This window comes from Methylobacterium sp. D54C (genome assembly GCF_053345595.1).
In genome coordinates this window covers 894,026-906,304 of sequence record NZ_JBKFAK010000001.1, presented here as the reverse complement: position 1 = coordinate 906,304, position 12,279 = coordinate 894,026, and the positions used below count along the sequence as shown (strand labels likewise).

Sequence of the window (12,279 nt, the reverse complement as noted above, 5' to 3'; positions counted from 1 at the left end):
GACATCTCACCATCTTGAGGAAGGCCGGCCATGGACACCAAGGGCGGACGATACAGCGTGCGGATCAACGGCCAGCGGTTCTCCGGCCGCGGCAAAGCCACGGTGAAGCCGGCGGCCGCAACTCCGAAGGCGGACCCGAACCGGGATGGGACCGCCTACCGGACCGTCGAGCCGAAGCTCCCGATGATCTCGCTCAGCTTCGACCGTGGCGACAAGGCCGCGGCCATCAAGTGGGACGAGACCATGCTCCTGCGCAACGTGGATGTGACCTTCGTCGAGGACGATGCCGGATACACCCACTACTTTACCGCGGGGTCCTGGGTCGGCGAGCCGGACATTGACACCGACACCGGCGAGGTTACCGGCATGTCGGTGGCGTCGGATCAGTATCGGATGGCGTGATCCCTATGCGGAGGGACGAGCCTCGGCGAAAGCCTTGAACTCAGGCTCGTTTCTCCAAGTGTAGGGAGCGCCATTTATCCGGGATACGACCTTTCCGTCTTCGTGAACCGTGAAGGCGTAGCCCTTATAGGTTTCTTGCTTCGTGACGCCGGCCTTCGAAAGATTGCCCGGAAGAGGGTCGCTAGGCGATCGGATCGGAGCAAGACCTTCTGTATTCGCCGCAATCCGTTCAAGAAGATCGATTATTTTTGCAAAACCTAGCAGGGAAGCGCCGAACAGCAGTGCTCCGCTCCCCGCATAGAAAGACAGCCATAAAGAGGCCGCGTCTTTGGCGTTCGCAACACCAACGGCAATTGCGATTACACCAGTAAGCAGCGCTGCTAGACCGAAGAATTTAAGTAAAACCTTCGCCATGGGTAACCCGTGAGATGTGTGGCCTCACGCGATCCGCGCGAGGAATGCCGACTGAGCGGGACCATCAAGATAGGCCCTGCCGGGCCAGGAGCCACGATGTCCAACAAGATCGTCACTCTCGAACGGCCGATTATGGGTCACAGGCCTTATCGGCAGCTGGAGTTTCGCGAGCCCAAGTTCCGGGACCTGATGGAGCTCGGGGACCCCTACGTGTGGGTGCCGGCGGGCAACGAGTACAGCCGCCGGGTGGACGACACCCAGATCATCGCGAAGTACGCCGAGCGCCTCCTCGTCGAGGACGGGAAGGCGGGCGACCCGCTCATCCTCGATCAGCTCGGCGTCGTCGACACGCGGAAGGTCCGGGAGGCCATCGTCGATTTTTTCCAGCCCGCCGCGGCAGCCGCGGCATCGAGCACCTCGTCCGAGAGCTCGTCTTCGACGCAGGATTCGACGGCGGCCGCGTAGACGAGATGACGCTCTCCCGCATCATCTGGTGGTGGCAGAGCGCCGCCGAAGACGCGGAGAAGAAGGCGAAGGCCGCCGAGCGCGCGGCACGCAGGAGGTAGGCCGTGGCATCGAAGACCATCGAAGCCAAGCTGGTCATCAGCGGCGAAGACCGGGCCTCCTCCGAGATCGCCAAGGTCGTCAAGGCGATGAAGGAGGCCGAGAAGGCCTCGGCGTTCTCCGACAAGGTCGAGCGTCTGGGGAAGGCCTACACCAGCGTCGAGCGCCAGATGCGCGCAGCGACAGCGGTCATGTCCGCCCGTGGCCCTCTTGAGGCGACGGTCAAGAACTTGGCTGCCGTCGAGCGGGAGACCGCCCGGCTGGCCAAGGAGTACGACGTGGCCCGCAAAGCCGTGACGGAATTCGCTGCGGCCCAGAAGGTCGCCAAGACCGCCGACAGCGTCCAGCAGGCCGCGGCGCTCGGCGCCGAGGTCAAGCGCCTGGGCACAGCGTATCGCGCAGCCGAGAAGGATGTGAAGCAGCTCAACGCCGCTTTCGCGTCGCAGACCTCGACCCTCCGTGCGGCCGAGAGCGCGGCGTCGAAGCTCGGCGTCGACCTGTCGAGCCTTGAGCGGCACCAGACCACCCTGGCGCGCCAGACCGATCTCGCCACGCGCGCTCTCAAGGCGCAGGTCGCGGCGGAAGAGGCCGGTGCCCGGGCCACTGAGGCGCGGATCGCCAGGAGCGCTCGCCGGCGCGAGGCCCTTGGCACGATCGCCGCCGGTGCCGGTGTGCTGGCGGCGCACGAGGGCAAGAAGATCGGCTTGGAGGCGGTCAACTCGGCCGCTGCCTTCGACATCGCTGTGCGCAAGCAGAAGGTCTACACCGACATCAGCGAGACGGATCAGGCCGCCCTGCTGAAGCAGGCGACCAAGATCGGTCAGGAGACGCAGTTCTCCAACATCGACGTGGTGCACGCCCAGACCGCGGCCATGCAGGGCTTGCCGGCCGGCTTCGCGCCGCGGCTCAAGGCCGAGGTCGCGCAGGGCATCATCGACAACGTCCGTAACTTCTCGACCCTGATGGACACCGATCTGAAGGAGGGTGCGGAGACGATCCGCTCCTACCTGCAGGCCACCGGCAAGGACATCTCGACCAAGGAGCGGGCGCTCCAGGAGGCGAACAAGGCCACCAACCAGCTCGTGAAGATGGCGAAGCTGGGGGGCATGAACGGCGAGGACGTGTCGCAGTACGTCAAGTTCGCGGCCTCCCCAGGCACGGCGGCCGGCATCTCGACCGAGAGCCTGATGTCCCTCGGCGCGCTGGCGCGGCGCGGCGGCCTGCGTGGCGACGAGGCGGGCGTGTTCATCCGCTCGGTGGCCTCGCACCTCGTGTCGCCGACGAACAAGGGGCACTTGGCCCTCGCCGCCGCCGGGATGCGCCATTCCGACTACGTGAGCATGCCGGACAGGCTGAGCACGAGCGCCCTGGAGGGTGCCTTCCAGCTCAAGATCGGCAAGGGATTCACCCCGGAGATCCGGCGCCGGCTCGACGCGATCAACGCCAACAAGGACCTGCTCGGCGATCAGGGCCGCTACACCGCCGCGGTGGTCGAGGCGGCCGGCGGGATCCTCGGCAAGGACAAGAAGGGCAAGGTCCGGGCGAGTGACGCGAAGGCCGCAGCCAAGGCCGCGGGCGACTTCTACCGGATGAGCGCCGGCAACGTGGACGTGGAGCGCTTGCTCGACGACGCCATGGCCAAGAACATGACCTTGGCCCAGCTCAATGCGCTGTTCACGGACAAGCACGGCGGCAAGGGGGCGATCACCCAGCGGCAGTGGGACGAGTTCAAGGTCGCTCGCGAGGAGATCAAGAAGTCCGGCAACGACCCGGATTTCGCGAAGAAGAAGGCCGACTACGTGTTCGCGGGTGTGGGAGGCTCGGTCGAGAACCTGAAAGGATCGTTCGAGAACCTCGTCCTGCAGATCGGCAACGCGAACGCCGGTCTGATCAAGTGGACTGCTGATCTGGCTGGCAACGGCATCGACCTGTTCTCCAGCCTGTCGAAGGAGCAGCAGCAGGCGCTCAGCCTCGGAGGCGGCGCTGCGGCGCTCGGCGGCGGGGCCTACGGCGCCTACAAGCTGACGAAGAGCCTACTAGGCTTCGGTGGCGGCTCCGTCGCGCTGAATGGTTCGGCGGCCGCGCTCACGCAGTCGGCGGCACTCCTAGATGCGGCGGCGATCAAGCTGGCTGGCGGTGTGCCAGGTGGTATTGATCCAAAGGAGGCGGTCAAGGCTGCCCCGCTCGCGGCGCTCGGTCTGACGGGCATCGGCATTGGTCTCGGTGCGGCCGCCACCTTCGGCGCCTACGCTACGGTCAAGCAACTGCCGAAGATCGCCGAGGCTCAGGGGCCTGGGGCGATCGATCCGGCCACCGGTGAACGGATAGACACGGCGGTTCCGGAGACCACGCCCTGGGTTCGCAACTGGATCACGTCGTGGTTCACGAAGCCGGAAGTTGCGGACGAGGCCGGCAAGGCCGTTGGCCAGAATATCGGCAAGGCCATCGTCGATGCGCCGCTACCGCCGCGTCGGCCGACCATGCTCGAGGACTTCAAGACCAAGGCCGACGAGACCGGCACCGAGGCGGGCAAGACGCTGCTCCAGCGGATCACCGAGGCGGTCGGGGCCGGCATCATGCTCCCGATCAACTTCGTGCCGGGCGCCGGCGGAGGTGGCGGGGGCGGCGGCGGGCTGATCCAGCGCGCGAGCTTCAGCCCGGGCGGTGGCGGGGGCGGCGGCGTCGACCTCGGTGGCGCGCTGCGTCGTGCCAGCACGGGCGGATCCGGTGGCGCTGGCGGCGGGGTCTCGGCCGGCATCCCGCGCTTCGGTGGCGGTGGCGGCGGCGGTGGCGGCCGCGGGATCTCCGCGCGCGACATGCGCAACATCGACCCCGAGTTCGCGGCCCACATCCGCGCCTCGGCGCTGTCGCAGGGGATCGACCCAGACATCGCGCTCCGGATCGCCAACAGCGAGGGCCTGCGCGGATCGAACCCGAACCGGCTCACCCCGGGCGATTATGAGAACGGCAAGCCGACCAGCTTCGGCCCGTTCCAGCTGCACTACGGACGCTCGGGTGGTCTGGGCAACCGCTACACGGCGGAGACCGGGCACCACGCGAGCGACCCGCGGTACTGGAAGGAGCAGATCGACTTCGCGCTCCGGACCGCCCGGAAAGAGGGTTGGGGCGCCTGGTACGGCCGGAGAGGCGCCGGCATCGGCTTGCGGGACGGTATCGGGACGGTGAAGCCGGTTCCGATGGCCAAGGACGGCGAGCCCAAGCTCGTGAAGGGTCTCGACGGCAAGGAGGGCCTCGACCTCGGCAACGGCACCATGAAGATGCCGGACGGATCGATCCGGTCGATCACGCGCAGCGGCCTGGAGATCCCGGACGCGCCAGCGGGCGGGCTCGGTGCCGGCACCGGCGGACGGGCGGACATGCAGGCCGCGGCCGACCGGATGCACGCGGCGGCCGAGCGGTTCGAGAACGCCAGCTTCCACGGCCAGATCGAGGTCACCGGCCTCCAGAAGGCGGGCATGCGCGCGACGGCCGTCAAGGTGCGAAGCCGGGGCGGGCTGACGGCGGACATGGGCGTGTCGATGCCGGGCGCCAAGGAAGACCTGAGCGACTGGACCTGAGGGAGGGCGGCATGTCGCTGAACATCACCGCCCAGACCCCGGGCTTGAAGCAGGGGATGGAGCCGCTCACCGCGTTTGGGAAGCGGCTGCCCAACGCCCAGGCCAACGTCCTGAACCGGATGCTGACCAAGACCCGTAGCGCCGTCGTGCCGGTGCTGACGCAGCAGACCGGGCTGTCTCGGAAGATCATCGACAAGGCGGTGCGCCCCTACCGCGCGTCGCCGCAAAACCCGCGTGTGATGCTGATCACCCGCGGCGGCGAGATCTCGCTCCGGTACTTTGGGGCGCACGAGGTGCCCGGCGGCGTTGCGGCGACGGTGCGCGGGAAGGCCGACTTCGTCGAGGGCGGCTTCCGGCGCTCCGGCCCGCGCGGCCGGCGCGTGATGGTCGCGAAGCTCAACAAGCAGGTCTACGTGAACGCGGACGGCAAGCGCTGGCGCGGGCGCATCCGCGTCGAGAAGTCGGGCGTGTTCATCCCCTACGATCTGGTCAGCGGCCAGACGGCGGCGACCTTCAACCGGCTGGTGCAGACCGACCTGCCGGCCGAGGTCGAGCGCGAGTTGGCGAAGCTGCTGCCGGCGGCCGGGCGCTGATCCGTGCGCAACTGGCCGAAAACCATCCCGGGCGCCTCGTTCAAGGGCTTCCCGTTCCAGGTCGACGACGAGGGCATCGGCGAGTCCGGCCGCCTCGTCGCGCTCCACCCCTACGCTCGGGCCGAGGTCCACGGCACCGAGGACATGGGCCGAAAGGCCCGGACCTACCACGTTACCGGGTACATCGTCGGGGACGACGCGGACGCCGCCGCCATGGCGTTCGTGGAGCGGTGCTCGACTCCGGGCGCCGGCATGCTCGTGCTGCCGATTACCGACCCGGTCATCGTGCACTGCGTCGGCTGCTCGACGAACAACCGCAAGACCGAAATGGGCAAGGTCGCTTTCGACCTGAAGTTCCTTGAGCAGGGTTCCGAGGCCGGCGGCCCGCTGCCAATCGCGCTCGGCGACCGCATCGCTCAGAGCGCGCTCGACACGCTCGGCGACGTGGTGGCGGACGCGATCTCCTCCTTCGTGCCCGACGAGCTCGTCGGGTTCCTGCCGCCGTTCTGAGGGCCCGGCATGGCCTCGCCCCCCTCATCCGCCATCGCTGGCGCGGCCGTCTCGGCCGTCGCGCTAGCCAACGTGGTCGCTGGCCTCTCGCGTGGACTGCCGCTGCCGGCCGAGACCGCACAGCCCGCGCTGTCCGCATGTCGCCGGATCGCCGGTATCGCGGCGCCGCGGCTATTCACCCTTGCGGGCGCCGCAGCCATCGCCGCCGAGCTGATCGCCACCGTGCAGAAGGTGGCCCGGGACGCCGCGCCGGCCGATGCCAGCGCCGGGCTCTATGATGCCGCCCTCGCGACGCGGGCGTGCGCACCGAGCAGCGCCTCGCCGGTGCTGACGCAGGCCTACGGCCTCGCCCGGGCGATGTGCATCGCCGTCGAGGCGGCATGCATCGGTGAGGCGTTCCTGTGCGAGGCCCGGACCGAGTTCGGCGACCGCCAGGCCGCCAGCGCGGCGCGCGACCGGATTACCGCGGCGCTAGACGGCGCCATCGACCGCGTGGCGGCGGCGCTGGGCCAGCCCGCGGCCTTCGTGCTCAGCACGGCAGCCGGGCAGACCTGCGCGCACCTCGTCGACCTGTCGGGCAGCCTGCAGCCGCTGATCCGCGCCCAGGCGGGTCGCTCGTTCCCGTCAACGGCGTTGGCGTGGTCGCTCTACGCCGATCCGAGCCGCGCGCCCGAGCTCCTGGCCAGGAACAGGGTTGGGACGCCCTTCCACATGCCGGCCTCGTTTGAAGCCGTGGCCCCGAAGGTCTGAGCCATGGACGGTGCCTTCGGCGAGATCGTCAGCTTGATCGTGGGCGGCCATGCCCTTCAGGGCTGGCAGGGCGTGCACATTACCCGCTCGGCCGAGGCCGCGGTGATCTCGTTCTCGATGCGCTGCACGAACCCGGCGTGGAGCGACGAGGCCAATGCGGTTCGCCGCGGCGGTCTCGTTGAGATCCGCGCCACGCCCGACGAGGCGCTCGGCGCACGTGGTGGCGGCGACCTGATGTGCACCGGTTACGCGGACGAGTACCAGTCCGAGACCGGACGCGGTGCACGGCGAGACGTCGGGATCGCGGGTCGGTCGAAGGCGGGGGATGCGATCGACTGCCCGCCGACCAAGCACAAGACCGGGCTAGTCGAGAACAAGGATCTGCTCGGCGTCGCCAAGGAGTTCGACGAGTTCGGCATCGGTTTCTTCACGGATCAGACGCTGTCCAAGATCCCGATGGTCCAGCACGTGCCGGGCGAGCCCCTGTTCGATACCCTGGAGCGCGAGGCGCGCCGTGAGGCGCTGCTGCTCACCGGCCAACCTGACGGCCGGGTGAAAATTACCCGCGCCGGCGGCAAGCGCCACGCCGGCGCGCTGGTCGAGGGCGAGCCGCCGATCGAGAGCATCAAGCTGCGGCTGTCGATCAAGCACAAGCGCTCGCACATCCACGTGCGCGGCCAGAAGAGCCTGGGGACTGACAAAGACAGCCTTCGGCAGGAGGCGACCGAGGAGGATAGCAGCGTCGGCCGGTATCGGCCGGAGGTGCTGTTCAACGAGGGCTCTGATACCTCGCGGGAGCTCGACCGCCGCGCCGAGTGGCAGATGCTCCGGCGGTCCGGCTCCGGGATATCGATCATCGTGTGCGTCGCGTCGTGGCGAGACGCGGACGGCAAGCTCTGGGAGCCCGGCAACCTCGTGGCCGTGCGGATGCCGAGCGAGAAGATCGACCAGGACCTCGCCATCTCGACCGTCACCTTCAACCAGATCGTTGGCGAGGGTGAGGGCTCCGGGACCTGGGCCGACATCACGCTGGTGGACCCACGCACCCTCGGCGGGAAATCCGGGGGCAAGGGCTCCGGGTCCGGCGCAGGCGATGGCGGGGGTAGCGAGAGCGAGTTCACCGCGGGCCTCGATGACGCGCAGCTCGACGACAGCAAGGTCGACTACGGCGCCTTCAACAAGCGCGGGGGTGCCTGATGGGCGGACGGCTGTTCCGGGTCGAGCACGTCGAGGCCGACGACGAGGGCGACCAGCAGACGCTGACGCTCTACGGCCTGCCGAACGAGACCCTCAAGAAGGTGCCGCGAGTCCAGCACTTCGGGCTCAGCTCCAACCCGCCCGTCGGCTCGCACGGAATGGGCCTCCAGTTCGGCGGCCGCGACGGCGGGCGGCTCCTCAACGCGGCGCTCGGCCTGGAGCATGCCGCGTCCCGCCCGCGCAAGCTGAAGCCCGGCCAGAGCACGATCTACGACGACAAGGGCAACGCCACCCGCTACCTCGGCGACGACGGGATCTGGCACGACGCCAAGGACCGGCCGCAGAAGATCACCGGCAATACCATCGAGATCACCGGCACCGACAAGGTGGTGGTGAAGGTCGGGAACATGACCGTCACGGTGACCGCGAACCGCGTGGATCTCGGCGGCGAGGGCGGCTCGCCCGTGATGACCCAGGCCGGCGCCTCCTCGGTCGTCTTCGCGAAGGTCTGATCGGAGCCATCATGCTGCTCACCCTGACACCGCTCGCTGATGCGGGCGTCGTCGCGCTGCCGCCGGATCTGGTGTGGCTGAAGGGCGATGGATCCCGCGCCGGCACCGGCTACGGCGTGCGCGGCGACTTCGCGGTCTCGGTTAAGGCCGCGGACGGGCCCGGCGGCCTGGAGGCGAAGAACCCGCTTCAGACCGCCGTCATCGCGCTGCTATTCACCGACGTCCGGGTCGAGGGCTACGAGATCGACGCGGGCCGGGCTGGCGATCAGCGCGGCTGGCCTGGCGACGGGTTCGACGTCGACACGGCCTCCGGCGAGCAGCCGCTCGGTTCGAAGCTGTGGCTGCTGCGCCGGATGGACCTGAACGACCAGACCGCGATGTGGGCTCAGGCCGAGGCCAAGCGCGCGCTGGCGCCCCTGAAGACGCAGGGGCTGTGCGTGAAGATCGAGGCCACGGCCACGCCCGACTTCGCCAACGACACGCTGTGGCTCGCGATCGCGCTCTACGGGCGTGACGGCGCGCAGGTCTACGCGTCGAAGTTCGATCTGATCTGGAAGCTCGCCACCGGGGGCGCTTGATGGCGGGCTACACGATCCGATCCCTGGCGCAACTCGCAGCGGAGGCCACCGGTGCCTTCGTGCAGTCCGTTCAGGGGACCGCGACCAAGCTCTGGCCGAACGTCTGGCGCGTCGAGGGCAAGGTCCTGGCGTTGATCGGCTTCGAGATGGAGCAGCGTCGGGCGTGGCTGGTGAAGCAGCTGTTCGCCTCGACCGCCGACCGCGTCTGGCTGATCCGGCACGGGTTCGAGTACGGGCTCCAGCCCGAGCCGGCCAGCACCGCGATGGGCACGGCGACCGCGGCCGCGAACCCAGGCACGGTGGTGCCGATCGGGCTTCAGTACGCCCGGGCGGACGGTGTCACCTACTCGGTTGCTGCTACGGTGACCGCCGGCGGCAACAGCGTCAGCATCGCGCTGGAGGCCGACGCCGCGGCGGCCGCGGGCGACACCCCGGCCGGGACGATCCTGACCCTGGTCAACCCGGACGATGCTCCGATCGGCCTGGCCACGACCTGCACGGTCGACGCGGCCACGGACGGGACCGGCCTGTCGGGCGGGGCCGACGAGGAGAGCACCGAGTCGTTCCGGGCCCGGGTGCTCTATCGCAAGCGCAACCCGCCCCAGGGCGGCTCGATCCCGGACTACGTCGAGTGGGTCCTGGCCGCCGTGCCGACGGCGACCGCGGTCTACGTGGACAGCTTCCAGAACGACAGCCGCTCGGTGTGGATGCAGTTCACCGTCTCCGATCAGCCGAACGGGATCCCGACGGCGGGTCAGGTCGCGGCGGCGCAGGCCTATGTCGACGACCCGATCCGCCGGCCGGTCACCGCCCGCGTGTTCGTATCGGCGCCGATCCCGGTGCCGCTGACCGTGGTGATCGGAGGCCTCGCGCCCGATACCGCCGACATCCGGGCTTCGGTCGTGGCAGAGCTCGCTGCCGTGTTCACGGATCGCGGGCGGCCCGGCACGCCCTCCGCGCCTTTCAAGTTCTCGATCTCCTGGCTCAACGAAGCGATCTCCCGGGCCACGGGCGAGGACAGCCACCGCCTCGTGAGCCCGACCACGGATCAGATCTTCACCGCCGGCAACCTGCCGGTGCTCGGCTCCATCGCGTACACGGACTGACCGGCGATGACCGATGCCGTCTCGGGCTGGCCCTGCTACGACCTCCCGACCGATCCGCCGTCGGTCGCAGATCAGGAGGCGCAGCCGACCGCCGACAGCCTGCTGCCGCAGATCCTGCCGCTCTGCCCGCGCGGGCCGGCTTGGGGCACGGACGAGACCGGCGACGGCAAGGGCGCCGCCCCGGTGCAGCGCAGGGTCTGGCGCGCCTTCGCCGCCTGGGCCGCCAGCCATCTCGGGCTCGACTGGACCGCGGCCACGCAGACCTTCCCGTCGGCGGTCACCTACACGCTGCCCGACTGGGAGAAGGAACTCGGCCTGCCCGGTCCCTGCACCTCGGGCCAGGGCGGCATCCCGGTCCGCCAGACCGCTGTGCGGGCGAAGTTCAGCTCCGTCGGCGGACAGTCGCCGGCCTACTTCATCTGCCTCGCCAAGAGCCTCGGCTACGCGGTCACGATCGAGGAGCCGACCCAGTTCCTCTGCGACGTGTCCGAATGCGTCGGCGACGCGATCCAGGAGACCTACTTCTGTTGCGACGATGACGAGATGGGCGCCGATGGCGAGCCGCTTGAGGGCTTCATCCTGCCGACGGACGCGGCCGCCGGTGACGAGCTCTCGGACCTGACCATCTGGCAGCACTGGGTCGTCCATGTCGGCTCGCCCGGGGAGACGTGGTTCCGCATGGATGAGGGCGAGTGCGACTACGACCCGATCGAGGGCTTCGTGCCCGCCCGGGATCTGGAGTGCGCCCTGAACGCGCTCGCGCCGCCACACACCAAGCTCGTCTTCTCCTACGCCCTCGCCGCCTGAGCCGTCCGGCGGCGATCCGCCCCTGCACCATTCACCCCGCCGACCTGCCGAGCGACCGCTTCCGCGCGCCTGGAGACCCTGATGCTGTACAACCCGCCGTCCGGCTCCACGGACCCGAATGCTCCCTACGTCGGCAAGGACACGGCAGCGGGCCGCCAGGGCTCGAAGCTCCCGCCGGCGGCAGCCGAGTTCCCGCAACGCGAGCTCGTCAACGCGGTCACCGCTTCGGGCCAAACCCCGACCAACGGGAACCTCGTGCAGCTCGCCGTCGCGATCGCGCGTGGAATCTTCGTCGGCGGCCTGACCGGTACGGGCGATCTCGCTGTCGCGACCCTCGGCGTCGTCTTTCCGGCGCTCGTCCAGGGGATGCGGATCGCGGGCGTGGCGACGGCCGCCAACACCGTCACTGCCCCGAAGCTCCGGGTGATGAACCTGGGCGCGGCCGGCGCCTATCAGGACTTCCCCATCGTCAAGGAGAATGGGGCGGCTCTCGCCGTCGGGGATATCGTCCCCGGTCGACGCTACCGCTTCGAGTACGACGGCGCCGGCAACATGGCCATCTCCGGCGGTGGCCTCGACAGCGGCGGCGCCCTGAACGTCATCAACAACCTCAAGATCCCGGGCGGGCGGCTCTACGTCTACGACACGGCCGGGAGCGGGACGCTCGCTGTGCCCGCCGGCACGACCTTCCGCGTCGAGGAGTGCCGTGGCGCCGGAGGCGGCGGCGGTGGCGCTACCAGCACCGCGACAGCTGGGTCCGGCGGCGGTCAAGGAGGCTTGGTCTCCGGCCTCACCGCGACCGCAACGGTCGACACGGTTCTGGCCTACACGGTCGGCGCGGGCGGCTCGGGTGGCGGGGACCCCGGGGGCACGGGCGGCACCACGTCGATCGTCGTCCAGTCTGGTTCCGTCACGGACGCCAGCGGCACGGTCTACGCGGCCGGGACGACCCTCTGCGCTTGCGCAGGTGGCGGCGGCGGTCGAGCGGGTACGGGAACAACCCCAGCCTCGACCGGCGGTTCGGGCGGCGTAGCGTCGGGGCCGGCCGGCCTCGCTCGGAATGGGGACGCCGGCGGCACCCCGATCAACACGACTGGCGGCGGCACGGCCAGCTTCGTCGCCGGCGCTGGCGGCGGTGGTTCGCAGGCGCCGCAGGGTAGCGGCGGCTTCGCGGTCGGTGACGCCGGCGCGGGCGGCTCGGGTGCGTCGGCCAACGCCACCGGCGGCACCGGCAAGACCGGCCGCATCAAGATCTACTCGAAGTAGGG

Annotated in this window: 13 protein-coding genes; 12 read left to right on the top strand and 1 reads right to left on the bottom strand. The window is 69.5% G+C overall.

The features are described 5' to 3' along the window. Positions 1-30: 30 nt before the first annotated feature. Positions 31-402, top strand: coding sequence for a phage tail tube protein (locus tag ACLBYB_RS04540; RefSeq protein WP_447698001.1), 372 nt, complete (start codon positions 31-33; stop codon positions 400-402). Between the two features lie 3 nt (positions 403-405). On the opposite strand, the gene ACLBYB_RS04535 is transcribed toward ACLBYB_RS04540, so the two are convergent. Beyond that, on the bottom strand, positions 406-816 hold the full coding sequence (locus ACLBYB_RS04535; RefSeq protein WP_447698000.1) for a hypothetical protein: 411 nt from the start codon (positions 814-816) through the stop codon (positions 406-408). Positions 817-912: 96 nt separating this feature from the next. Here ACLBYB_RS04535 and ACLBYB_RS04530 point away from each other — a divergent pair, with 96 nt between their 5' ends. From ACLBYB_RS04530 to ACLBYB_RS04480, 11 genes are all read left to right on the top strand, one after another. Further along, positions 913-1,281 (top strand): hypothetical protein, encoded by a 369-nt coding sequence (locus tag ACLBYB_RS04530; protein WP_447697999.1) that lies wholly within the window; start codon positions 913-915, stop codon positions 1,279-1,281. Between the two features lie 104 nt (positions 1,282-1,385). Next, positions 1,386-4,958, top strand: coding sequence for a phage tail tape measure protein (locus ACLBYB_RS04525; protein ID WP_447697998.1), 3,573 nt, complete (start codon positions 1,386-1,388; stop codon positions 4,956-4,958). An 11-nt stretch (positions 4,959-4,969) separates the two neighbouring features. Continuing rightward, positions 4,970-5,551, top strand: a complete 582-nt coding sequence (locus ACLBYB_RS04520; protein ID WP_447697997.1) for a hypothetical protein — start codon at positions 4,970-4,972, stop codon at positions 5,549-5,551. Between the two features lie 3 nt (positions 5,552-5,554). Continuing rightward, on the top strand, positions 5,555-6,061 hold the full coding sequence (locus ACLBYB_RS04515) for a DNA circularization N-terminal domain-containing protein (RefSeq protein ID WP_447697996.1): 507 nt from the start codon (positions 5,555-5,557) through the stop codon (positions 6,059-6,061). A gap of 9 nt (positions 6,062-6,070) precedes the next feature. Beyond that, positions 6,071-6,811 carry a hypothetical protein gene (locus ACLBYB_RS04510; RefSeq protein ID WP_447697995.1) on the top strand — a complete coding sequence of 247 codons (741 nt, stop codon included), beginning with the start codon at positions 6,071-6,073 and terminating at the stop codon, positions 6,809-6,811. Between the two features lie 3 nt (positions 6,812-6,814). Then, positions 6,815-8,008: a phage baseplate assembly protein gene (locus ACLBYB_RS04505; protein ID WP_447697994.1), complete on the top strand. Its 1,194-nt coding sequence runs from the start codon at positions 6,815-6,817 to the stop codon at positions 8,006-8,008. Then, positions 8,008-8,520 carry a phage baseplate assembly protein domain-containing protein gene (locus ACLBYB_RS04500; protein ID WP_447697993.1) on the top strand — a complete coding sequence of 171 codons (513 nt, stop codon included), beginning with the start codon at positions 8,008-8,010 and terminating at the stop codon, positions 8,518-8,520. The genes ACLBYB_RS04505 and ACLBYB_RS04500 overlap by 1 nt, the downstream gene beginning before the upstream one ends. A gap of 11 nt (positions 8,521-8,531) precedes the next feature. Then, positions 8,532-9,098 (top strand): phage GP46 family protein, encoded by a 567-nt coding sequence (locus tag ACLBYB_RS04495; RefSeq protein ID WP_447697992.1) that lies wholly within the window; start codon positions 8,532-8,534, stop codon positions 9,096-9,098. Beyond that, positions 9,098-10,204 (top strand): baseplate J/gp47 family protein, encoded by a 1,107-nt coding sequence (locus ACLBYB_RS04490; protein WP_447697991.1) that lies wholly within the window; start codon positions 9,098-9,100, stop codon positions 10,202-10,204. Before ACLBYB_RS04495 ends, ACLBYB_RS04490 begins: the two co-directional genes overlap by 1 nt. Before the next feature lie 6 nt (positions 10,205-10,210). After that, positions 10,211-11,011, top strand: coding sequence for a putative phage tail protein (locus ACLBYB_RS04485; protein WP_447697990.1), 801 nt, complete (start codon positions 10,211-10,213; stop codon positions 11,009-11,011). Positions 11,012-11,092: 81 nt separating this feature from the next. After that, a complete protein-coding gene (locus ACLBYB_RS04480; RefSeq protein WP_447697989.1) occupies positions 11,093-12,277 on the top strand; it encodes a hypothetical protein in 1,185 nt (394 codons plus the stop codon). Positions 12,278-12,279 lie beyond the last annotated feature (2 nt).

Coding starts and splice junctions, on each gene's coding strand:
- ACLBYB_RS04505 (WP_447697994.1), top strand. CDS start 6,815: ATGGACGGTGCCTTCGGCGAGATCGTCAGCTTGATCGTGGGCGGCCAT.
- ACLBYB_RS04480 (WP_447697989.1), top strand. CDS start 11,093: ATGCTGTACAACCCGCCGTCCGGCTCCACGGACCCGAATGCTCCCTAC.
- ACLBYB_RS04495 (WP_447697992.1), top strand. CDS start 8,532: ATGCTGCTCACCCTGACACCGCTCGCTGATGCGGGCGTCGTCGCGCTG.
- ACLBYB_RS04490 (WP_447697991.1), top strand. CDS start 9,098: ATGGCGGGCTACACGATCCGATCCCTGGCGCAACTCGCAGCGGAGGCC.
- ACLBYB_RS04535 (WP_447698000.1), bottom strand. CDS start 816: ATGGCGAAGGTTTTACTTAAATTCTTCGGTCTAGCAGCGCTGCTTACT.
- ACLBYB_RS04510 (WP_447697995.1), top strand. CDS start 6,071: ATGGCCTCGCCCCCCTCATCCGCCATCGCTGGCGCGGCCGTCTCGGCC.
- ACLBYB_RS04540 (WP_447698001.1), top strand. CDS start 31: ATGGACACCAAGGGCGGACGATACAGCGTGCGGATCAACGGCCAGCGG.
- ACLBYB_RS04530 (WP_447697999.1), top strand. CDS start 913: ATGTCCAACAAGATCGTCACTCTCGAACGGCCGATTATGGGTCACAGG.
- ACLBYB_RS04485 (WP_447697990.1), top strand. CDS start 10,211: ATGACCGATGCCGTCTCGGGCTGGCCCTGCTACGACCTCCCGACCGAT.
- ACLBYB_RS04520 (WP_447697997.1), top strand. CDS start 4,970: ATGTCGCTGAACATCACCGCCCAGACCCCGGGCTTGAAGCAGGGGATG.
- ACLBYB_RS04500 (WP_447697993.1), top strand. CDS start 8,008: ATGGGCGGACGGCTGTTCCGGGTCGAGCACGTCGAGGCCGACGACGAG.